Here is a 23,726-nt window from a genome sequence, read left to right as displayed (position 1 = left end):
AGGATTCGAGTGAGTTTATGGGTATAAAGTTGCAACTATGGGTAATTGTGGCACTAATGTGCCCCTTTTTTTCCCAGGCTATAAGTGTGGGGCCGCTGACCTTTACAATGAATCAGGATCAGGTATTTATTGCCAAACGGATATATAACGATAACCCGACAGCGCGTATCTATCAGGTCAATATTTCTGCTCTTGATCGACCTGGTAGCAAGGAGGTTGTCAGCCGACCGGCTGGGGGGGAATTACTGTTTTCACCAAAGCAATTAGTATTGGCTGCGGGAAAATCGGAATATTACAAATTCTTTTATCATGGACCAAAGGATCAGCATGAACGCTACTATCGGGTTTCATTTCGCGAAGTACCCACCTCTGATTTGGAAGAAAGAAAACATGATGTTGAGCTAGAGCCCGTTATCGTTCTTGATACTATTTTGGTGGTTAGACCGAGAGATACTCACTTTGATTACCGTTTAGACAGGGAACAAGGTGCAATAACCAATAGTGGTAATACCTTCTTTAAATACCTGATTAAACCGGGTTGTGGTGCGACTGATGAACAGGGAACCACCGTTTATATTCGCCCAGGCGAGACATTTCGCGACCCACGAATTAAATACAAGAGCGAACAATTTATTATTTTTGACAGTAAGTTTATTAGTCTCAACCAAAGTTGTTGAGTGACTCCCTATTCAGGCCCCTCATCGGGGCCTAAATAGGAGATTACCCACGTGATACCAGTATTTCTGTTAGTTTTTTCATTGCCTGTTGTAGCCTTTGTCCCGCAGCTAACATCTCATCTTCATCAGGCTGGGCACAAGCTGTTTCCAGTTGTTCACAGGCAGTAATCAAGAACTGAGCATGGATCATACGACCGCCACCTTTAACTTTGTGGGCCAACTGCGACAAGCCTCGCCTATCTTTTTTCCCTAACAGCTCGTTAATCAATACCAGATCACTCGCCGTACTACTCGCCAGATACCCGAGCAGTTTCTGCACTGCGGCATCATTACCTTTGGCCGATTGTAATAACTCGCTAACATCAATATCGTCATCTTCCTGAATCTCCGAACTCAGCGCTTCTTCGGGTTCTATGCCTGTTAAGCGGGTATTGAGCTCCTTCAGACTGATGGGTTTGAACAGGCAATCATCCATGCCTGCTGCTAGGCAATTTGCGCGTTCTTCGGGTTGCACGTTCGCAGTAAAACCAAATATCAAACAAGGTGCTAGCCCTTGTTCATTTTCCGCCTGCCGAATTTCTCTGGCTAACTGATAGCCATCCATTACGGGCATATTACAATCCGTAATCACCACGTCAAAACGTTCGCTTTGCCAAAGTTTCAAGCCCGCGGCTCCATTTTCGGCGTCCATCACTTCATGGCCCAAATAGCTTAATTGCTGCAACATCAACATGCGATTTGGTAGATAGTCATCCACAACCAATATATTGAGTGTCTTTGGTTCTGCGACGACAGTTTCAAAAGTCTCGGGCAAATTCAATGGTTGCAGAATTTGCATCTCAAAAGTAGCTTCAACTTGAGTCCCTTTCCCCAACTGGCTGTGCAGTTCCAGTTTTCCCCCCATCATTTCACAAAGTACTTTGCAGATACTCAAGCCCAAACCGGTACTGTTACGAGCAGACTGGCCATGATTAAGTGCTTGATGGAAAGGGGTGAACAACTCTGCTTGATCTTGCTTTGAAATACCAATTCCTGAGTCTTCAATCTGTAACCAGATAGTGAGTCGTTGATCGTTTTTTTGCGGTAGTGATTTGAGACTGACTCTAACCTCGCCTTCAGTCGTAAACTTAATGGCGTTGCTTAATAGGTTAGACATCACTTGCTTAAAGCGCACCGGATCAATCAGCACGTCATTATTGGTATTGAAGTTAAAATCGATATCGAGAACAAAGCGAATACCTTTTTGGCGAGCCGGTTGTTCAAAGAGACTCACAACCGATTCAACCAGTACGCGCAGGTTAGCTCGTTCAGGCTGTAGAGAGAGGCGACCCGACTCAATACGTGCAATATCAAGAATATCACCAAGTAAACCCAATAAATTGTTAGCCGCACCTGAGGCAACTTCGATCGCAAGGCGGTCCAGTAAGCCTTTTTCTGCCTTTTTCAGCGCCAATTCAAGCATCCCAATAATGGCATTGATTGGGGTCCGAATCTCGTGACTCATTGTTGCAAGGAAGGTGGTTTTCGCTCGGCTGGCATCATCAGCCAAGGATTTTGCCAACGCTAATTCATGATATTGCTGTTGCCGCTGACTGACGTCAATTAAGCCGCCCATCACGCCGATGATTTTCTTTTCGGCATCGTAAAATGGCACCATCCAATGACTGAAGGTTACTTGCTCACCCGTTGCTAGCGCTAAAACACGATCGGTCATGGTACTTTGCCCAGAACTTATTACCTGCTGGCATTCGTCGTTGAAATGGGTTACTTCCGCGATACTCTGCTGGCCGTCTTGGTTAAGGGCACTATTGCATGCCTGAAACGCTTGATTGGTAGCAAGCAGTTGACCTTGGTTATTAAACAAGTAAATAGGGTAGGGAAGAGAGTCAATCAAGCTATGCCAAAAGCTGGCTTGCTCTTGCAATAACATATTAGACCGCAATTGAATACGGTGGCGACGATATAAATAGCTTACCCACACCAAAGTAAATACCAAAAGTAAAACGGTAATGGCAAAGCTATTAGTGATAAAGGTCCGGTTCTTAAACCAATAACTGTCGTCAACAAACACTTTAGTATGCCAGCGTGTCGTTAGGCGATGCATTTCCTCCGGCGTAATACTCAGTAATGCCTTATTCATTATCGACTGTAATTCAACCGAACTGCGACTCATCGCAAAGGCTATCTGCTCCATATCGGTGCCAACGGTGGCGACGACCTGCAATTTATTGCGATATTGATTGGAAATAAGATAGCTGCCGGTAAGGAGTAAATTGAGAGTGGCATCACTTTGACCATTAACCACTGAGTCCATGCCGGCCTTCAAGCTATCGACTTTAACAATAATGATTTTCGGATAATTAGTCTGAATATAATCAATCCAAGGATAGCTGCGCGCTATTGCCAGACGTTTACCATCCATATCTGCCAGCGTTTGTATGTCTCTGTTATTGATTGAACTGATTAGCACTATCGGGCTGGTCAGATAGGGGCGGGTGACACTTAGCTCATTATTTAGTGCTGTGCTGGACAGTATCCCGCCGCTCATTCCGGCATCGCCCTTTTTGATCTGCTCTATCATGCCCAGAGAGTTTTCCGCTTGCGAGATATCAAACTTCAGCCCAGTGCGGGCAGTGATTTCGGTCAGCAAATTGGCGGTAATACCACGGAAACTGCCCTCACTGTCGAAAAAGGTCAGCGGTGCCAGATTAGGCGATACGGTGACATCAACCTGTGGATGCTTTTCTATCCAACGTTTCTCTGCCGGGCTGAGATTCAGCCTTTCTTTATCAATGATACTGACGTCAGCTGCCCAATTACGCAGGATGTTGTCTTTCTCATGGGATGGAATGGCTTTAAGCGCGATATTGATCAAACTTTGTAAATGGGTATTTTCCGGAGCTAAAGCAAAAGCGAAATTATATTCCCCCAACGAAGTGACATAAATCAGGTTGACGCTATTCAGATAAATATTGTCAGCCATGTAATCAGCACCGATCATATCTCCCATATAAGCATCAGCCTGCCCGAAGGCGACTGCACCCAGTGCGCTCTGCTGGTTAGGGAAAAGTTGCACATCAGCCTGTGGATAGACTTTGCGCACGATTTCTGTCAGTGGGTCATCGTAGGACATGGCAACGACTTGTCCGGCTAAATCTGCTTTAGGTTCCGGTTCAGGGTGTTGGTTATCATCAACTCGAGTGACCAGTACAGGCTCACTTTCAACGTATGCGCCTGAAAGAATTAGTGAATTTTTTTTAGCCTCAAATGTGCTGGAACTACTGAGTAGATCAATCTTTCCCTCTTTTAGCGCTTGAACCGCTTGCGCCCTGGTTGGGAATTGTAGAACTTCAATTTTCACATGCAGCAGGTCCGCCAACAATGCAGCGTAGTCAGCAGAAATGCCCTCATAATTATTATTTAGTGAAATATCGAGTGGTGGGTAATCGGATAATGCCGTACCCAACCGTAAAATTTTGTGTTCCCGCAGGAAACGCCAGTCGTTCTCAGTAAGGTCAAGTTTGTAACCGTCGACATGCGAACGCCCCTGCAAATGCAAGGGCTCTCCATTGGCGGCAGCGTGATGACATATTACCGCCAGTAAAAGCAACGAAAGCATCAAAATAGCTTTACGTAATGTCATTGCGATCCCTGTTAAATCAAGTTGTTACGTTTTGCTAATTCAGCCAGATGTACCACGGATTTTACGTTAAGCTTTTCGATTAACCGGGTTTTAAATGTGCTGATGGTTTTATTGCTTAATAGCATCAGATCACTGATTTCTTTATTGGTCATCCCCATCGCGAGATATTGCAAAATAGAGATTTCACGGTTTGATAGCAGCTTGATAGCATCACTTTCCTGCATGCCAACATCACTTCGGGTAATGGCATTGATACTTAAATTAGGGAAGTAGGTATAACCGGACATAATGGCATTGGCTGCTTTACTTAATTCGTTCAGCCCTTCGGTCTTGGAAACAAAGCCAGTTGCACCTAAACGCATGCAACGCACGGCATAATAATCAGATAGTTGAGAGGTCAGTACCAGAATACGCTGTGATAGCCCGATGTCATGTAGGCGACTAATTACTTCCAAACCGTCCATTTTTGGAATCGATATATCTAACACGATAAGATCAGGATGGTGTAGTCGTGCGAGTTTCATCGCAGTTAAGCCACAGTCTGCTTCCGCGATAACTCGAAAATTATCCTGCTCCAGCACCATTTTAACGGTTTCGCGAATGAAGGGATGATCGTCTACGACGAGTACTTTATACATTTAAACCTCAGGATAAGACGTAAAAAAAGATACGAAGTAGGTCTTACACAGATCTATATTTTTCTGACCGCACAGCCAGTGTAAATCTGAGAGTAAGTGCCGATAAATTTTTTATAATTATAGTATGTAATTTAATACATTAACCTCTAGTTGGTCGTAGATTATCAGGTAAATTGTTAATCAAGCCTCTTTAGAAGATGCTGCTACGTATCCGGTGTTTAATAACACAGCGCAGCGAATCTTACATCAGACACTGTACTTTTTATGTAGCTAAAATCCTTGTTTTCCGTACTCATTTGGTGTGACTTGTGTAGGAAAATTCAATTGTCACTAATATTATCTTTATAAAATAAGCTTCTATAATCATCAAGATGGTTTGTGGCAGAGACATAATTCAATTTTTTTCTAGTGTTATATTTTTGTGAAATATTGATCCATAGCAGATAAATACAGGGTGTAGCTTCCTATAATTAGTATTAAATAAGGAGGATATATGCCCGTTAAAGAATTTACTGACGAATTTAAGTATGAAGCTGTTAAACGTATTACCGAGCAGGGGCATCCTGTATCGGGTGTAGCTGCACAGTTAGGAGTATCTGCAAATAGTCTCTATGTTTGGTTGAAACGCCATCAAAAATCTCCTTATCAACGTAACCTTGATGATGCTTTAGAATCCGAAATTAAATGGCTGCGCCAAGAGCTTAAGCGCATAACTGACGAGCGAGATATTCTAAAAAAGGCCGCGGCATACTTTGCCCAAACATCCGGGTAAGGTATGAGTTTATCTATCGGATGTTAGATCGTTATCCAGTACGTCGTTTGTGCGAGGCACTTAAAGTACATCCTAGTGGTTACTATGCTTGGCGAAAATTCGAATTCACTCCACCGTCGGAGACAGAATAGCCAGCGGTGAGTCAATAGCCCCCAGTGTTGCCTTTTTAATCAGGCGTTATTACGGCGCTTTGGTCATAGGGCAACCCAATTTTATAAATAAATTATTTGTACCGTTATATTGCCATCAATTCTAACCTCATCTCGCAAAGAGAGTTTAGATACTGGATTTATGCTGCTGACAGCATACATACTGGCATTAAGTTGAGTAAATTTTTGGACCTGTGCCAGATGATTGACCGGAGTAAAGCCGTGGCTGGGCATTATTTTTCCACTAGGTTGGCTGACAGTTGCATCAAGTTGACCGTCATGATTAATCAAACCAAAATTAGTGGGCGCACCATTTGCAATAATCTGACTTAGATAGGGAACCCATCCACCAATGGCTGTTCCCTGACTATCCGTTCCTAAACCAAACACCTGCTGTTTGCCCAGATTGCCCAGTTTTCCTTGTGGCCCGATATAATTCAATCCCTCGGCGATACTATTTTTACGGTGGTCAACAAACATGATAGCTGCGGCGACCTCACCACTACAAATGACACTAATATCCACCGGGTTGGGGGGGGGCAGTGGCGTTCCAGCCGCATTGTTACTTAGGCTTTGGGGGGAAATGTCGCCAAAATCTGCTTGTTGGTTTGATAAATTAACGCTACAGGCTGCCGGCTGATAATTGACTTTTAGGGTCAAAGGCGCACTGTCGGCCGCCATAGCAGATTGAAGAACGGAAAATGTAGCGACCAGTATCATCGCTCTGACCATATTGATTTTTAACATGAAATACTCTTATATCTTTAGGGCGAAAATTATTCGCCTTATCGAATTAATACCAGCTAAAGCGACCATTGCCTGACCATGTCTCACCGCTGTGTGGGAGTGCTCGCTTATCGTCAGCCCAGATCTGTGCAGTGACTTGCCCAGTCAATTGGTGGCCTTTAGTGACAATGCCGTTGATGACGGGTTGTAATTTCCGATGGTTCGAAAATACCGCAGCACTGTTGCTGTTGGTTTCATCAGTCGCCTGTAACATGACGCTTTTACCATCCAGAGTGACATTATGCAGTGTCAGTTGATATACCCCGATCGAGCCTTCTGAGCTGGTAAGACTATACAATTGGTTATCTGCAGGCATACCGCTAAAGCTGAGCGCTATCGCTTGTGCTGGCTCCGAGGGATCGCAATTAACGGTAAGTGTCAGTTGTTGTGGCTCATTAATTTTGCGATAGCCATTTTGTATTTGGTCCGTCTTTTGTGGCGTGAAGGTGGCAAAATTCAGTTCTGATTGCGAAATGTTAATGTCGCAGCCCCCCAGCGAATAACCACTCCAAATGGTGAGTAGCAGTATTAACATTCGATACTGTCGAGGTGTTATCGATTTTCTAAGCATGATCATCTCGTTTTAAGCGCTTACCGGGTGGCACTGTGCCGCGACGGTGGTGAAATAACTGTCTGTGTCCACTGTTTTCGGTGGGGTGAAGTCAAGCTGACAGCGGTTTTCATCAGCATCACTGACGATGAGTGGCAATTTTATCTCGCTGCCGGAAATAAATATCTGGCCACCGGCGGTCACAAAAGCCAGTAAATCCCCGTCGTTATTGGTCACTTCCCCACCTGCGTTTAGTGGTAAACCGTTACTGTCTACGGTATCCAGCAGGAAACGCTGCACGAGTGAGGCTTCTAATGAAATCCGCTGCACGGTGCCGGCGGCAGATTTCACCTCAACCCCATTTTTGACATCAATATTTTTTGGTAAGGCTTGTGCGTTAATCTGAATATTGCTACTGCCGTAGGGCGCCAATTGTGGGACGACAGCTTGGCCCCAGGCATCGGTCCATACTGTGCCACTCGGGGTACTAATGGGAATGCCAGACAAGTCACCGACAGAGACGATGCCGATGGTGTTTTGTACCGGATAAGGCGAGAAGGTTACGCCTTTATTGTGAATCACAATGCCGCCATTTAGCGAACCTGACATACTGTTACTGCCTGAACTTTGCGAATAATTTGCACTGGTGCGAGTGTAATAAGGCACGGCATTTATGCTGGCTGAATAACTGTTAGTACCGCTGTTGCCTTCTCTGGCCCAAGACAATCCGTAACTCAGTTGTTCGCTAACCTGTTGGTTGTAGCTGGCACCTTGCTGTATTCCACCGTCTTGTCGGCGATTATTATAGCTGCGTAAATTGGCATTTTTACCCAATGGAATGCTTATCGAAGCATAGACTTGAGCTTTGTTAGTAACGGATATTCCCTTCTCACTGCGCTGTATATTTTGTAAGTTTTTTTGCACATTAAGGTTGATAGTCGCAAAGTCGAAGCTACGTCCCCAACTGGCAGAAACACCATGACTGGCCGCACCACTAAAGTTCTCTGCTCGTGAATATGAAAACACGCCTCCACCGATTAGTGGTGCTGTCCAGCCCAAACCCGCAGTATATTGCAGCCTGGCACCTTGAGGGGTGTTCATGGTGTTGCCATCATCATCGCCAAAGTTACGATAACCGGCGTTGCGCTGCGTAACTGAAAAGTTGCTGTTTAGGTTACTCGTGATCGGTAATCCCACAGAAATCCGATTTTCGATGCCTTGCAGTGACTGCGCGTTACCTGATGTTTGCGCCAAGTTTTGATTGAAACTCAGTGAGCCGCCTGGGATCAGCGAAGTATTCGCTGCCCAACCGACAGCATAATAATCTGAAGCGGCTAATATACCGGCGCTGACCCCTATTTGATTGAATGGAACCCAGTTGCCAGTAGCACTCACCAGTGTTTTAGTATTATTGCCTTTGGTTTGGCCCGCTGCGTAGGCAAATCCTTTACCGATCGGTGGAGCAATGTTGGCAATACTGGCATTAATCGGTACCACGTATTGCTGTTGACTATGTGTTTCATCTATCGTCACCTGCAAGTCATTGCGAGTATCCACTACCGGGATATTGTCCAGCGTAAAAGGGCCGGGTGGCACCAACATTGAATAAATCAATACCCCAGATTGACGCACTTCGACCTTCGCCTGAGTTTGCGCAATACCTGAAACCGTGGCACCGGTTGATTGATATAATGCTGCTTCAGGGAACCACTGCGCGCCAATAAACCCTGGCCCGGAAAAAACTGAATCCCGCAGACTAATATCCCCAAACTGCACCACTGCTGCTTGCGAAGCGAAACTGCGTTGTGCGTAGGCTGATAACATCGAAAATTGCTGCTGACCTTTATTATGGGAATAACTCTGGTTACTGCGGACAATCCAGTTCGCCAGATTAAAACCCACTTCTGTATTAGCCGATGTATTTTGGTTACTACTATTATTGGAACCGCTGGTGCTGCGCATACTATTTATTGAATAATTAACGACACCGGCCCAGCCACCCATTGGCGCGTTGGCTTTACTCTGGTCTGCCTGATGAATCATGGCTTCTGGTGGTATGATAATTTCTATTTTATAGGTTGCTGGATCAACATTTACAATGGCTGATGGATAGATGCTCTTTAAATTAGGGCACTGACCAACCACGCCATCCTTACTGTTTTTTATCGCCAGTTTTTCTAATATTGCTGTGGTAAAACAGCTTTCACCTTCAGATCCAAACAATATTTCAACGTTAATTGCCTTGCTGCCATTTACACTTACCAATACCTCGTGAGTACCGGGCTGAAAACGTGAGCCATGTTGATAGAATTCAGCCACTGTTGGGTTATACCCCATCTGTTTGAGTGCATTAGTATCAAATTCCCAACCATCGCTATTTGATTGCGACGCTCCACTAAAAAGCATTATAGCTAGCGGCAAGGTATTTATTGCAAAGTGGCGGAGTGACATACTATTCAATAATGGCCTATTTTATATTTTCAAATAAATGATAAATTATTAATAATGTCAATTAACCTCCATGGTATTGTCTAGTAAATAAAATCCTGATATTTACAGTTTCACATCATAGTGATTAACCATGAAACCATATACGGTCGCAGGATAAATCCGTAGGTTCTGATAGGTTAAGCTTTGTGATTTTTCTTTACTCGTTATATTCAGTGTGAATTTCTCTCCTGGCAAAATATACGTTTTTGGTAATGACGCCAGGCCACCTTGAGGTAGTAAATCAATTTTTTGCGACATGCGCACAATATAGGGCGAGTCGTTGGAAACCGTCAGTTGGTCACCTTTTATCGACCAACTAAGTTTTTCCCATGGAGCTTTTTCTTCTTTCAAACCAGCGGGGTGGATGATTGCTGGGATATTTTGGCCCACATTCATACCAATGCTGTTTTTCTTGGCTTCGCCTTTATTGCGGCCTGGCACACCAACAAAATTAACGCGAACTAAGCGTTGTACTGTTAGTGGTTTCTTATTTGTTAATACAAAACGTACCATCTGTTTACCGCCGGCATCAACAAATGATAACGGGTTAGTCGTGACAAGTAATGGCTCTTTATCTTCGGGAATACTTTCAATGCTGGTGGTAAGAATAGTTGGCACAGCATCTGAATTAGTGACATTCATCGTTGCGGAACCTTCGGATTCTTTTACGAGTAATACCGTGGTTTCAGGTATTACACCGGTGGCTAGCACTGAGTTACTGATCAGAAATGAATTTAATGAAAAGAAGATAGCAGCAGTAGTTTTAGTATAAATAGGCATAAAAATTCAACTTTATTATAAATTAACAGAGTATTAGTGCCATTTTTAGTAAATGGCATTAAAATTTAATTAGTAGTCGTGCATTAAGTTAATAATATTTAATCGTGATAGTGGCACTTCCAGAAATATCAATTTCATCAGCAACATGCTCTAGTGATTTAGGTGCAAGGAATATCTGGGTTTTAATTGTGCCTGTCATTTTTTTAAATGCTAATATATGATGTTGCTGGCCAGAGCCTGCGCGGATAAATGCGTAATCATGGTCGGGGTTAAAAGATATTGTATGCATAGACTCAAAGGCTTGGCTCTCCGGTACGTTAGTAGGACGCCACTGAAGTAAACTATTCTCTTCAGACTTGCCGTCCAACGTCAATGCCGATATTTTCATTTCCCAGGCGCCAATTTTATAATCCGTACCCGTGGAGGTTTTTTTGTCAATTTTTCCTAAACCGAAGCGACCAGCATGTCTATTTGACGCGTTATAAGCTGTTCCCTCTTGGTTATCTTTTAAGGTAAAACCGACCAGCGCGGTATCTTCACATACAATAGAAAATGGGTAATCCAGAGTTTTGCCAGAGGTTAGATTTATTTCTGTGTTGGTTAACGCACCATGTGCGACATCATCAATAGCATGATCTTTAGTTTCCATCATAACCTGACAGGTCGCTGGCATGACTGTACCTGTAACATTGATGTTTGCCTGTTGTGGGCCAAAACTTTCAGGGCCGGCAAATACTTGCGAAGTAACCAGTGCGGGGAGTAATGCAATAACCAATAAATTAAGTTTCATAAAATAATACTCTAAAAGTAATGAAATAGTGATAGCAACCAATAAACTATAAATAGTTGATGCTTAATACTATATTCCCTGTAATTGGCATTTGTTCTGATAAGGGCAAATTAACACGGGGAGCGCCATAAATTTCACCAATTAACTTTCCATTGAGTTTTTTAATTGTTTGTATGTGCTGATTAACATTCAACACGGTGCCTTGATTCATAGAGACTTCGTGATTCACGAGAATGTAGTCATCTTTACCCAGACCTACCCAATTGCCTTTGATGCTTGCATTACGATGAATACGTGAGAGCTTTTCATTACCAACAGTGCCACTCGATGTCTCTGCAATTAATTCAGCTAACTTTATCCGCCAATTGCCAACGGGTGTCTCTTTGTTATCTTTCCCAGTCACATGACCTAAGCCAAAACGATAATTATCGTTACCAAAAGCAGTTCCTGCTTTGCCATCAGAAAATGTAATGCTGATAGCATTGTCTGCTTCACAGTCAACTGAGAAGTTATATTCAATATCGCTGGCTATTTTACTCTCCTGCGCTTTGAATGCATTCGCAGTAATTGCAGGTAACTCTATGTTATTATTATTAACTGCTATTTTACAGGCAACAGGCTTAATCTTACCTTTAACTGTGAATACTTGAGATTCTGTTGCCTGTACAAATGTGGATGTAATACTACTGAGTAATATTAAACTTAATAGCTTATTATTCATTATCTAAACCTTATTCGACATTGATGAGCATGGTTTGTACTCTACATTAACAGCGACATTGCTTATTCAATGTGCTGGCTTGTTTTTGTTAACCATTATTTTTTACTAGTGAGTATATTGCAACACACTATCAATGTACGGCGTTTAGGAATAATTACGTAGCATTGATGTTATGGGAATATAATAGCAAGAATAGTTAGGTATCTATGTCGGGATAGTTACCCTTTTATGTAGGAAATTTCCATTTTTTCACGCGAAAATAATGATACATGTGACTTTATCTCTCTGCGCGTGGTTTGTGAGGAGGGAGCTAGAGCTTGCGGTTCCTGATTTTTCGCTGGTTGAATCCTCTGCGTTACCGATATTGGGTGCAATAACTATAACGAGAAACTCCCTACCCCAAAATTAACCTTTACCTACAGACAATTATGACGATGCCCTGCTAGCTTGTATCGTTGTTATAACAGTGGCAAAACTTTAACTGCTTTGATAAATCTGGGTGGATATTGCAATAGTCGGTAAGCTGAGCGCTATTTTTTTGACATAGAAAATATTCGCCAGAAGTGGCAGTAAATATGAGTTATAGCCCCCATAACTCCTTCTATGGAATAAGGTATTGGAACAATGACACTACAGCTTGTTAACCCCCCTCCGCTAGTTGTAAAATTTAATCAGGTTACTTACATCGTTCACAGTGTGTTTCAGCCAATATACGATTTAGAAGGTCGATTATTGGCTGTTGAACTGTTATCTCGTTTTTATCAGCAAAATAATATTCAGCAGATACTACAGCCGGCACATTTCTTCCGCCACGCTCACACCGCAACTAAACGTCGGGTGACAGCACACCAATTGGCGATATTGCATGGTTGTCTGCCTTGGTTGGCTGAGCACCATATTGTTGCCAGTATCAATATCGATCGGATGCAGGCCCAAGATATTCTGTCCAACCCACCTGCGTATCGGTTGCTAAAAATCTTGGCACCTTGGGTTCGGTTAGAAATAAATGAATGTTTCCTTCTGCTGGGAGGGAAAGTGAGTGATGATCCCTTGCTAATGGCATTGTCGCAGTGTTCACCTTTATGGTTGGATGATTTTGGTAGTGGTGGGGCTAATTTTTCTATGCTGTTTTCTGGTTTGTTTGAGGTTGTCAAACTGGATCATGATATTTTCGATGTGTTTATGGCTGGAGAGAGTGGCCGTATATTTATGCCAGCGCTACTCAACTTAATACAGGAACACTGTTTTGGCTTAATCATTGAAGGTGTTGCAACTACAGAAGTGCAACGGCAAGTTCAACACTGGCCAGTATTAGGTTTGCAGGGGTTTCTCTGGCCGACGTTATCTCTGGATGAGCTGGATGAACTACGCCAACCGCACCCGAAGTTATTATAAAAAATAGAAGAGAGTAATGCTTAATTATTGATATTCAAGGGGGGAGAGTAAAGTTCTATATGGCAGGTCTTATTTATATTGAATAATAATCAACGTAGTTTAGATTAAATTCGACACGAGTTTTGAAAAAGCCCGTGTCTTTGGTTTGTTTATGTAGATCTCTTTCGCCAGGCTGGCATAAGTGATATTCAATACCGCTATTACCAACCGGAGACTATCTTTAGTTCACCATCAGTCAGTTCTACTATCTGCCCGTCGTTTATTAATCTTGTTGCTTCTGATACTTGCACCATGCAAGGAATATTACTCTCACGGCAAATGATTGCTGCATGGGAGAGTAGCCCTCCTTCATTGGTAATCACTGCAGCACTACGTTTAATAAGGTCATACATCTCTGGTTGAATCATATCAGAGACTAAAATATCTCCCGACTGGAATCTTTCATTTATTAGCTGATAGTTTTTAACATCATTACAATGAATAATAACTGCCTTCCCTCTCGCGTTCCCTTTGCTCGCCACAACGCCAGAAAGTTCAGTCGAAATTTGTGTCATTCTTTCAAGACGATAGATTATCTTCTTGGCCGCAATACCTTGAGATATGCTAACTAACCCATTAATACTCAGCCAAACCATTGCATCGCAACGTTGCATTTTGATATATGGATTTAATTTGTCGCCATGCATAATCAAATTCTTAATATCATTGATTCTATAGGATTTAATGATATCTTCAATATGTTCATTATGCTTTTTAGCGAGACTGTAAAAAAAAGGATTTAGGAAATAGTTAATGCCTACCCAACCATTTCTCATTTTAATTCTATTTGTTGACATTCTATTTATCAATGAGATTCTATTTTTAAATTCTGGATATTGCGATAAAAGTTTTGTTTTATAACACTCTTTTTCATTAATGTTAGCAACCAGAGGAGATACATTATTCATGCCTTGGTGTTGCTTATATAACTCACTAAAGCTGATAATTAGTTGTTCAATAGAATGATATCTGAAAGTCAAAAATGGGTACATTCTGATGTGTGTTAAAATTTTCTCTGTTGATAAGGGTTCTGTTATTAATTGTTGCCAATCATTTTGTTCCTGAACGAGAAGATCTTGTTCATTTGGTTTAAACAATAGTAACAACTCATCATGAGATATCTTCTCTAATAATGGATGGCAAACGAAGTCTAAAACTTCCGATTCTGTAGCAGAGTAGAGTGCGATATGATTGGCATAAAAATTCAAAGCTTGTTCAAAATGATTAAGTAATACTTTAGGCTTCATATTATCAAAATCACAACCCGCTAAATAGTCAAAGTAATCGCGCTGCTGACTATAACAATGTTCTGCATAGTCCATCATTTTTTCAATTTTACGGATGGACATACCATTCAAGTTATTACGCCGTGTAAAAAATTTATAGGTGTTATTATTCCTTTTGAGAAACTTGTCTGTATTATTTAAAAAATAAGGGTAGTCTGCTACATTTTTCGCGGACGATTTTACATTGAAATCATATTCCATCATCCATAAAGGGTCCTTGGCTGACCAGTTGTAATTGAAATTCCCTTTGGTGTTCTTATCTAACTTACTATTAACAACCCGTTTTAATTTACTTTCTTTTTTTTCAGTACTAATACCGTTTGATATTTCTTCTTTTACGGAGCTCATTGATTGGCATTTTAAAATAAATAACTTATCTTGACTCCATGCCCATTCGATATTAACTGGAGAGCCGAAAATGACTTCCAATTCAAGTGAGTTTCTATGTAATTCTTTCAATAAAGTTGTAATCAATTCTTTATTTTTTATTTTGCTAAAACTTAATTTATTATCTATTTTATGTATTTGATCTTTAAAATCCTCATCAGATCTATTGAGATTAATAGAAATAGGTGACAACTGATTTTCAAGTTTTTCATGCCCCATTCCAGCAACCATTTCTACAAGTAACTGCCCATTATTCTTAAGTGGATCCCAGCTATAGCAAACACCAGAAAAAATCCCATACACCATGGGTTGAACTATCATATTTACAGGGTAGCCTACAGGACTGCTAGTTAGCACTGATTGGATTGTTGATAATAACTTATCTCTTGGCGTATCTAAGACTGTTATAAATTTTCCTGGCAATGAATGTATCTTTTCATCTTCCACTACTGGACTCGAACGAACAGCAACTGAATCAACTTGAAATAAGTCAAATGCTGCCAGGATACTTTTCTTTGCCCTTTCAGAGGTTAGGTCAATGCCATTAGTAATAACAAAACTTGAGGGTATATAATAGCGATACTGTTGATATAAAATAGCTAATCCTCTAGCTTTTTTGCCAATGTGAGGATGTAAATCTTCTGTAATTTCATTTAAAAATAAAATCATATATCGCCTTAAATTAAGAACTCACTCACTTTTAATTAACAACTCAAACAGCAAAGGGGAATGTAAATCAGCACCCCCATTAAGAGTAAATGAAGGCTGGTGTTTCGTTGAAATGGAAAAATGTAATATACAAAAATAATTAAGTGTTTTTATTTAAGCTAGCTACGGGTTTTACTAAAAATAAGCCATGAATTTAACTTAATTAAATATGTTGTGTATAAACGTCAATATTAATGTTTCATATTTTTTACTATTATTGACTACAACTTTATCATCCTAGGAAAATAAATAATGTAGTCCAATTGAAGTTATTATGTAGGAAAAATGATTTAATCAGTATGGCGCATGCATGTGAAATGTATCCCCTCCAGCCGTGCTTGTTACTATCTCTGTTTAGCTTATATCACCATTAAATTCCCCATCATGCCAAGTTCTTCGTGTTCAATGATGTGACAGTGGAACATACGCATTCCTGGCTTATCTTGTATCATCAACACATGCACGGTTTCACCGGGACGTACATTAATTGTATCTTTCCAGGCGAGGCACTCTGGCGCGGTTTTCTGGCCGCGATAAGCTCGCTGCACGACCTGAAACTGTCCACCATGAATATGGAATGGGTGATCCATCGTTGTAGCATTAATAATCTGCCAATGATCCACTTTCCCTACCTGGCTGTGCAGGTCCATGCGTTTAAGATCAAAGTCTTTGCCGTTGATAAGAAACGCTCGTGGCGGAATGCCCCCCTTGTTTTTCATAATATCTGCCATTTTTTCACTCATGATGACACGCAGTACATTAGTGCCTTCTTGCAATGGCTCAATGACCCGCAGCGTAGTATTTGCAGCGATAGGTGCAGCCTCATTTTTGAAATTGACCTTAGCGATGAGTTGTGCAATTTCCGGTGGTTTACTCATCATTGGATGGCGGTTGTAGGGCAGTAGGTTGATGGCATATTCGCCGCTTTCGCCGGTTATCAGCACCTCCATACGTTCAGCAGGTGACAGCAATATGTCATGTTGGGGTGGCAACGCTTTTTCTATCAGTCCACCATCTGAGCCAATTTGTATCAACTGGCAACCCGGTAACGAGAGATTAAGATAACGTGCGCTGCACATATTCCAGATACGAACTCGCTGTTGGCTGGTTAGTGTCATGTGCGGTTTATGTTGGCCATTCAGCAACACATGCTCGCCTTCGCGACCATCGACCCAGTCGGCGTAATTATGTGGCGGTACCTTCCCGGAGCTATCCAGCCGCAGGTCGCTGATTACCCAATGAACTTCTGGTAAATGGCCTAAAGATTCCTGCGGATCACGAATAACGATCGGTCCGACTAGGCCTTTTGCGACTTGTTCTGCAGCTCCCTCAAGCGGATGCGGGTGATACCAATAGGTACCTGAGATCGAATCAGGCAATTGGAACGTATAGACTTTTGTGGTACCTGGTGCGACCGGATCATCTGGGCCTCCGTCCTGATCGGGCGGCACCGGCAGCCCATGCCAGTGAATGGTACTGGGTACCTTGAGATTGTTGATAAAGGTGATGCGGACTTTCATGCCGGCCTCCAGCTCTATCAGCGGGCCAGGTACCTGTTGATTGTAGGTGTAGCATGTGGTGGGGGCGGTGTTGTGCGTGAGTTGTACCGCGCATTCTTCGGCGGTCAGTTCCGCGACGAATTCACCTTTGTTGGTTGATTCATTAGTCAGTTTCGCCAATGGCTTAAAGGGTTGACCGGATACCAAGGCATTTTCTGGCAATAGATCAACATTTGGCACATGAATATGCGGAGTCTCTACAGCTTTCGCCTGATGAAACAAGCTTCCGAGTACCAGTGACGACAGAGAATATTTAAAAAATTGACGCCTTTCCATGACCGTACCTATCTATATTGGGTTGCATCAGGGCCAAGGGTAATCCCCAGTCGCAATACCTTCTCTGAGGAAGCGTTGTACTATTTGGCGGCGCAACTTGACCACATCGGTCATAGGTATGGCGCGTAATTGCTTAACTTCAGCTTCAGTAAAAGGCGTGCCCTGCTGCGCATCACCCCATTTTTGATTGAGAAAATTCATCAGCTGTGCGATTTGCTGATCATCGAGCCCAGAGGCGACAATACCAGGGACGTGCATTAAATACAGGCGACCATCTGCATCGTTGACAAATGCACCTAAATAGCCCGGCAGAGGAGGTATCCCCCCCTGCACCGAGCCTGAACCATCCAGATCATGACAACCTGAGCACTTCAGGATGTAATTCTGTTCAGGTGTATTACCTTTGGTATGGCATAGCGGGCTGATGAATAACACCAGCGTAAAAGCGATTCGCAATGCATTTGTATTGAATAATCTGATCGCCATCTGTCAGTTACCATTACGCAATTTCTGCAAATCCTTGTGGGAATGTGGGGCGCTTTTCAGCTTATCGAACAACGCAGCATCTGGCCCACCAGTGACGTGATTTAGCTCATTGAGAATATAGTGAGTGATCGCGACCAAATCTGCTGTGTCAATAAAGTCTTGTGGTGGCATTACCATGCCATCAAATCTGTTGTCACTGTTGTTTAGTGTGCCGCTTAAACCACCGGTGATCACACCAGCAATATAGTCATTGCGCTTGTCTCCCAGCTTGGCCCATAGCTCTGGGTTATAGAGCGGTGGAGCCATGCCCTCGATACCTTCAGCATTTTCACCATGACACCCTGAACAGTTGGCGACGAACTTGTCATACCCATCAAGCGCAGTGGCTGGAAAGGCATAGCATGTTGCGACAAGAAAACAGACTACCGTCGAGCGCAGCATTTTTTTACTCATTAGCCAGTCCGACCAACGTTGCGACCGTACAGTGATAGCCTTTATTGGTATTAGCCATACACCAGTTGATGTCGTTATGTAATCCCATGCGGTAACCGGGGCGCTCCCCTTGGTTGCCGAAACAGGTTACAGAGTTCGCTACCGTTGTCTTACCGCAACAATCGTTATAGGAAACCAAGTAGTTTTTGTTGTCGTGTGGGTTATGGCAAGTCCCGACCCAAGATGTTTTTGACGTTTCAGAACCAACCGGACATGTCGTCATGCTGCCGCCAGAAGAGGAACAAAGATTACCGTCCAGTGCGCAGTAGCGCCAGTAGCTGCATTCATTGATGTCTGCTGGTTTATCGGCGGCAAAGGCTGTGCCTGATGAACGATCGAAAGGCAACAGCGGTAATACACCCGCGCCGACAAGAAAGGCACCGGTTTTAGTCAGAAAGTGGCGACGACCAATCTGGCGTGCGGAATGGCGAACACTTCTTTCAGACAGTCTGTCCAGTAAACTTAAAATTTGTGAGAATAGTTTCATCGTAGTTTTCCAATGTTATTAATTATTGATGTTAACAGCGCCTTTTTGCGCATAGTCCTGTAAGGAAGCGAAGCCAGTTTCTTTGGCGTTGAATAGGCTCTCCAACTGCTCCCGACTATTGATCAACCCTTTTGAAATAATCTTTCCCTGTTCATCCAGCAATACTGAGAACGGCAATTTGGCAACGTGCCAAGCCATGCCCAGTTCCGCTGATAGCACATAGGGAATATCTCCCAACTGCTGTTGCTCGATAAATGTACGATGCTCCTGCTCATCACCATCGCTGGCCAGTACAATATCAAGCCATTTCGATTCGGATTTTTTGATGCTATTAATGACGGGATATAACACTTTGCAAATTGGGCAGGTAGGAGCAATAAAAAGCACCAGTTGATGCTTATTTTTCTTACCACCAATGGTTACCTCACCGCTATTGAGTGAAAGTAACTGGTAGGTTGATGTTATTTCTCCAGTCCTTGGGCCATTATTATTTATCATTGCACCCACAGGCGTAATACGCTCAAAAAGAACACCTACCTGACGTGATAGCGCAATAAAAGCGACAATTAATAACAGAACTAAAAGGGACAGAGTTCCAAGGACAAATAAAATAACTGTATTCATCGTTGCTCCTGAGTATGAAGCGAATATCTGAAACGATTTATCAGATCGCTATTACGCATTAGCTGTTCAGCGAGGATATATCCCATCCATAGAGTGAAACCGGCGAAAATAGCGGCGATCAGCATGGGGCGGCTGATAGATTCTGCTGGTAGCGTAATCATCAGTACACACAGCATTAGTAGACAGAGGTTACGTGCTACGGTTTGCGGCGATACCTTAACTGAAGGACCACCGCAACCGCAGTCAATCGTACTTTTGCCCCAGATAACGCTAAGGGTTATTGCAAGAGTGTACAGCGCCAAAATCAGGAGGAATAAACCCTGTCCAAACACGGATGTTGCAGGAACTATCGCCAGCACAGTCGCCATAATTTCCAGCGTGAGCAGCAGATAAGCAATCACCATACTGAAGGGTTGTAGAAAGCGGTGATAATTAGCCACATAACCTGAAAAACGGTGAATATCGCTTCCTTTATGCAAGGCAGCTTGAATAAACAACAGAGCCATGAATGTCATCAACATGAAATGACATGGGGCCATAAATTGGGAAATCATACTAATAATCCACCATCAGCAATTGGTTAAACAGACCCAATCTGGTGGCCTTTCCAGCAGGCTTACCTGTAAATTGTGGGCCTTTGAAGGTATATTTCAGCACTGTGCCGCTTGTACTACCGTCTCCTCCGCTCAGGGCGAATAGCACTGGATTTTTCGTTTGTGAAACGGCCAGTGAGATCGTATTGGCCGTTTTCACGCGGGTCACAACCTTGTGGCTGACCATATCAATTCCCCAGATCTCTTTTGCCCCATCTTTATGGCTGCCTTCCTTGCCATTTGGGTGCATGGTGACGAACATCAGATTATTGGGTTTATTGAAGGCAAGAATTTCAAAGCCAGTGGGTACCCAATGGCTTTTGATCCCTTTGGTGTAACTGAACTTATCGGTCAGTGTCACTTTTGCCTCTTTGTCATTCAGCAAATACATGTTGCCGTTGAAAGAGGTGAACATCAGCGTATCGCCATCTCGTTGTGAGCTGATAAACAAAGCGTCTTTATCGGCGTCAAAAATATTGTCACTTTTGATAATGTTATAATTTTTCTGATCGGTCGCGATTTGATAGCTGGCAACCGTGCCATCGCCGCATAACGAGCTAAAGCGATTATCATCAGCAGATGGATAAATGCCCCAGCATCCTGGCGTTGGAATTTCCAACAGTGTATTGCCGCTGGCGATATCGATAACATTGACAGAAGCAGCAGGGGTAGCATTTTGCACAAAGGCGTATTTTTCGTTAGCGGACAGCCTGAAGTTATTGATATTGGCTGATACTTGCGCCATTTTCGGCGACGTTTGCATCTCTTTAGTCAGCGACAGTGTTTTTACATCGAATTGCTGGATGACTGCTTCTGTTGGCCCCCAGACGATACGTTTTGGGTAAACTGAGGCGGTATAGAGTTGCTTGTTGTCCTTTGATAGAAGGAATTGTGCTAGGAGGCCAGTGGAGATGCTGCCTTTTGTTTTCAAATCATCCGCAGAAAGAACAGTAATGTTACTCGTGCCACTCCAGCTTTGATCTATAACAAACAGATTTGGTCCCGCCCGAAGCTCTTTTTCAACACTGATTCGTTCGGGTTTGAAAGGTGTTTCAGCTTGGACGGAGGAAATCAGGATCATAGGGAACAACATGGCGAACAGACAGGAGGAATGAATATTCATTTTCATAACGCTACCTTTTATTAGAAGTATTTCAAAAATTTGAAAATGGAATGCCATATTTACCGACACCAAGGAGTTAGTATTGGTATTAGAATATCGATAACCTTATGAAGAGTTATTTTACATAATAATTTTAAAGTGATTATTTTTTATAATAAAATATCGTCTGCCAATAGTATGTAGGTCAAATGTGTTTTGTTTGTAGGATGTTTTGGCTTTGTTCTAGTAATCTAATCACTGAGAATATAGATTTCCCTCAATGGTAGAGAGTGTTCAGCATCCCATGCTACGTTGAAAGATCACTATCTTATCTATGTCCGTGGTTCTCAGACTCAAGCAGATGATGTTTATAACAGCAAGGATATGGCGCTTTTACTTATTTTAAAAGTAAGTTAAAAATATAGCGTAGTATATTTCATTTTTTTAATGGGAATTTTTATCGAATTCGTTGAATGTATCCGTATGTCTAAGGTGAACGCATGAATTTTTACAGCTGTATTAATTTCTAGTATATTAAATCTACTTTTTTTGGTCGATTGCCAATATCATTGGCATTAAGTTATATTGTTAAAAAAAAATAACTCACGCTTTTAGAGTGAGTGTGATTAAATAGAAATGGCTTGGATAAATTAAAATGAATAGGAATATCACTCATGCACTGCTCGATGTTCTTAGGAGTATTGACAGCGTAGGCACTGAAATGGTCGCAAGGGGCCAGACACAAAAAGAGGTATTATCAACATTAACGAAAATTGCTAATCCTCAGGAACGTTTTCTTGTCTTACCCGGACGTAAAAATAATGTATTTGCCCAAGTTGCAGAAACTATCTGGGTACTTGCTGGCAGAGGAGATCTTGAGTTTCTACAGCATTACCTGCCGCGATCAATAGACTTTTCTGATGATAACAAGACATGGCGTGCCGCTTACGGGCCGCGTCTGAGAAATTGGATGGGTAAGGTTGATCAGGTTTCTTGTATCGTTAGCAGGTTGCGAGAGGATCCGAATACTAAACGCGCAGTGATGTCTTTATTTGATCCTATGAGTGATTATTCAGATACAAAAGATGTGCCATGCAATAATTGGCTGCAATTTATACAGAGAGATAATATATTATATTTGCATGTCACTATTCGAGCAAATGATGCAATTTGGGGATTCAGTGGTATTAACTTCTTTGAGTGGAGCGTTCTCCACGAAATTGTCGCGACAACATTAGGTTACCAGATGGGAACCTTATCTTGGTATGTGGGGACATTCCATATCTATAGCAGGCACTATGATACTTCTCGTGATCTATTACGGATTAAGAAACCTAGAAGCCCATATGAATGCGGTATAGAACCAACTCCAATTAAGACAACTTTAAATAATTTGGATAGTACACTTGATATTTTGTTTCACGCGGAGTCACTCTGCCGTGAGGGAAAATTTCAAGATGCTATGGTTTTAGAAAAAAAATTGACTGACCCGTTCTTCCAATCGATAGCTATTATGTTGAGGGTCTATAATGCTGAGTTAAAAGGTCTAAGCCATAATACAGTCATAAAATATCTTGAAGACCTAAAGCAAAGTGATTTTCGTGTCGCAGCTATTGAGTATTTTAGCCGAAAGTGGAGAGATGAGGGCTTATTTTATTCTGCTGATAAGGTTATATCAGAGTTTTTTAATTATTACTTGGTCATGCAAGCCGATCAAAAAAATGAATAGCTTTATTCGTGCATATTATCTATGAGTTTAAATGATGGTTTTTAATATCAATTTGAATGTTTAGCCAACGGCATAACTCAGTGAGTATATCACTGATATTGGTATAACTCGTTGGTGTCAGATTCTATCAGCGTGAGTGTCAATGGCTGCTTTCGGTGGCAAAATGTTTCCACTTAAATTATTTGTATTTTATTTGTCCTCGAAAACTGATGAGTAGTCATGGGTTTTCGAGGATGGCTATTTCTTGCAATTAGCCCCAATAACTAACCTTCTACATTCACTCCCTTAAAGTACAATCCGTTATTGCACCTTAGTGCAACTATCCTCTCATATTTTCATCCGTATAATTGTGCCGAAAACTGATTGGAAAACTTAAGTTTTTTTAAAATGTAGGGTTGGATAACGACTTGTAGCTGTACGATTTCAATGACAGAAAACTATTGAGATGTTAATACCTTTTTATCGACGCTCTGCGCCGAGGATATTTGAAAATAATAGCGTACTTGTATAGCCCATCTTAAATAGAATGAACAAAAATTCAGATAATAAGATGTGCCAAAAACAATG

At 42.1% G+C, this 23,726-nt stretch carries 19 protein-coding genes and 1 pseudogene; 4 read left to right on the top strand and 16 right to left on the bottom strand.

Going from position 1 to position 23,726, the window contains the following annotated elements:
* Positions 1-17 precede the first annotated feature (17 nt).
* A complete protein-coding gene (locus BN68_RS13650; protein ID WP_019211715.1) occupies positions 18-677 on the top strand; it encodes a fimbrial biogenesis chaperone in 660 nt (219 codons plus the stop codon).
* 43 nt (positions 678-720) lie between these two features.
* On the opposite strand, the gene BN68_RS13645 is transcribed toward BN68_RS13650, so the two are convergent.
* Entirely contained in the window at positions 721-4,320 is a 3,600-nt protein-coding gene (locus BN68_RS13645; protein ID WP_019211714.1) for an ATP-binding protein, read from the bottom strand.
* An 11-nt stretch (positions 4,321-4,331) separates the two neighbouring features.
* The gene (locus BN68_RS13640) at positions 4,332-4,958 is read right to left on the bottom strand and encodes a response regulator transcription factor (protein WP_019211713.1); all 627 of its coding nucleotides are present in this window, start codon (positions 4,956-4,958) and stop codon (positions 4,332-4,334) included.
* A gap of 493 nt (positions 4,959-5,451) precedes the next feature.
* Between BN68_RS13640 and BN68_RS13635 the strand changes: the two are divergent.
* Positions 5,452-5,828, top strand: a pseudogene (locus tag BN68_RS13635) (transposase); the annotation flags it as partial.
* A 114-nt stretch (positions 5,829-5,942) separates the two neighbouring features.
* Here the strand turns inward: BN68_RS13635 and BN68_RS13630 are convergent.
* The 6 genes from BN68_RS13630 to BN68_RS13605 all read right to left on the bottom strand — a co-directional run bounded on the left by BN68_RS13630 (position 5,943) and on the right by BN68_RS13605 (position 11,996).
* Positions 5,943-6,626, bottom strand: a complete 684-nt coding sequence (locus BN68_RS13630; protein WP_019211711.1) for a fimbrial protein — start codon at positions 6,624-6,626, stop codon at positions 5,943-5,945.
* Between the two features lie 46 nt (positions 6,627-6,672).
* Positions 6,673-7,200, bottom strand: a complete 528-nt coding sequence (locus BN68_RS13625) for a fimbrial protein (protein WP_019211710.1) — start codon at positions 7,198-7,200, stop codon at positions 6,673-6,675.
* Positions 7,201-7,248: 48 nt separating this feature from the next.
* A complete protein-coding gene (locus tag BN68_RS13620) occupies positions 7,249-9,621 on the bottom strand; it encodes a fimbria/pilus outer membrane usher protein (RefSeq protein ID WP_186375648.1) in 2,373 nt (790 codons plus the stop codon).
* A 147-nt stretch (positions 9,622-9,768) separates the two neighbouring features.
* A complete protein-coding gene (locus BN68_RS13615) occupies positions 9,769-10,485 on the bottom strand; it encodes a fimbria/pilus chaperone family protein (protein ID WP_019211708.1) in 717 nt (238 codons plus the stop codon).
* Positions 10,486-10,573: 88 nt separating this feature from the next.
* Complete coding sequence (locus BN68_RS13610) at positions 10,574-11,275, bottom strand: DUF1120 domain-containing protein (RefSeq protein WP_019211707.1); 702 nt, start codon at positions 11,273-11,275, stop codon at positions 10,574-10,576.
* Between the two features lie 46 nt (positions 11,276-11,321).
* Complete coding sequence (locus tag BN68_RS13605) at positions 11,322-11,996, bottom strand: hypothetical protein (protein WP_019211706.1); 675 nt, start codon at positions 11,994-11,996, stop codon at positions 11,322-11,324.
* Positions 11,997-12,620: 624 nt separating this feature from the next.
* On the opposite strand from BN68_RS13605, the gene BN68_RS13600 reads away from it, so the two are divergent.
* The gene (locus tag BN68_RS13600; RefSeq protein ID WP_019211705.1) at positions 12,621-13,391 is read left to right on the top strand and encodes an EAL domain-containing protein; all 771 of its coding nucleotides are present in this window, start codon (positions 12,621-12,623) and stop codon (positions 13,389-13,391) included.
* Positions 13,392-13,591: 200 nt separating this feature from the next.
* Here the strand turns inward: BN68_RS13600 and BN68_RS13595 are convergent, their stop codons facing one another.
* The 8 genes from BN68_RS13595 to BN68_RS13560 all read right to left on the bottom strand — a co-directional run bounded on the left by BN68_RS13595 (position 13,592) and on the right by BN68_RS13560 (position 21,457).
* Entirely contained in the window at positions 13,592-15,772 is a 2,181-nt protein-coding gene (locus BN68_RS13595) for a PEP-utilizing enzyme (RefSeq protein WP_019211704.1), read from the bottom strand.
* A gap of 398 nt (positions 15,773-16,170) precedes the next feature.
* Positions 16,171-17,646, bottom strand: a complete 1,476-nt coding sequence (locus BN68_RS13590; protein WP_019211703.1) for a multicopper oxidase family protein — start codon at positions 17,644-17,646, stop codon at positions 16,171-16,173.
* A gap of 27 nt (positions 17,647-17,673) precedes the next feature.
* Positions 17,674-18,132 (bottom strand): c-type cytochrome, encoded by a 459-nt coding sequence (locus BN68_RS24150; protein WP_019211702.1) that lies wholly within the window; start codon positions 18,130-18,132, stop codon positions 17,674-17,676.
* Positions 18,133-18,135: 3 nt separating this feature from the next.
* On the bottom strand, positions 18,136-18,585 hold the full coding sequence (locus tag BN68_RS13580) for a c-type cytochrome (protein WP_019211701.1): 450 nt from the start codon (positions 18,583-18,585) through the stop codon (positions 18,136-18,138).
* Positions 18,578-19,111 (bottom strand): methylamine dehydrogenase light chain, encoded by a 534-nt coding sequence (locus BN68_RS13575; RefSeq protein ID WP_019211700.1) that lies wholly within the window; start codon positions 19,109-19,111, stop codon positions 18,578-18,580. The genes BN68_RS13580 and BN68_RS13575 overlap by 8 nt, the downstream gene beginning before the upstream one ends.
* A gap of 18 nt (positions 19,112-19,129) precedes the next feature.
* On the bottom strand, positions 19,130-19,735 hold the full coding sequence (mauD, locus tag BN68_RS13570) for a methylamine dehydrogenase accessory protein MauD (RefSeq protein ID WP_019211699.1): 606 nt from the start codon (positions 19,733-19,735) through the stop codon (positions 19,130-19,132).
* Positions 19,732-20,289 carry a MauE/DoxX family redox-associated membrane protein gene (locus tag BN68_RS13565; protein WP_019211698.1) on the bottom strand — a complete coding sequence of 186 codons (558 nt, stop codon included), beginning with the start codon at positions 20,287-20,289 and terminating at the stop codon, positions 19,732-19,734. The genes mauD and BN68_RS13565 overlap by 4 nt, the downstream gene beginning before the upstream one ends.
* A gap of 1 nt (position 20,290) precedes the next feature.
* Positions 20,291-21,457: an amine dehydrogenase large subunit gene (locus BN68_RS13560; protein ID WP_019211697.1), complete on the bottom strand. Its 1,167-nt coding sequence runs from the start codon at positions 21,455-21,457 to the stop codon at positions 20,291-20,293.
* Positions 21,458-22,085: 628 nt separating this feature from the next.
* On the opposite strand from BN68_RS13560, the gene BN68_RS22960 reads away from it, so the two are divergent.
* Positions 22,086-23,159, top strand: a complete 1,074-nt coding sequence (locus BN68_RS22960; protein WP_019211696.1) for a thymidylate synthase — start codon at positions 22,086-22,088, stop codon at positions 23,157-23,159.
* Positions 23,160-23,726 lie beyond the last annotated feature (567 nt).

It is taken from the genome of Yersinia massiliensis CCUG 53443 (assembly GCF_000312485.1).
Taxonomy (GTDB): domain Bacteria; phylum Pseudomonadota; class Gammaproteobacteria; order Enterobacterales; family Enterobacteriaceae; genus Yersinia; species Yersinia massiliensis.
Note: the sequence above shows the minus strand (reverse complement) of the source record. Positions and strands in the feature narration are given on the sequence as shown.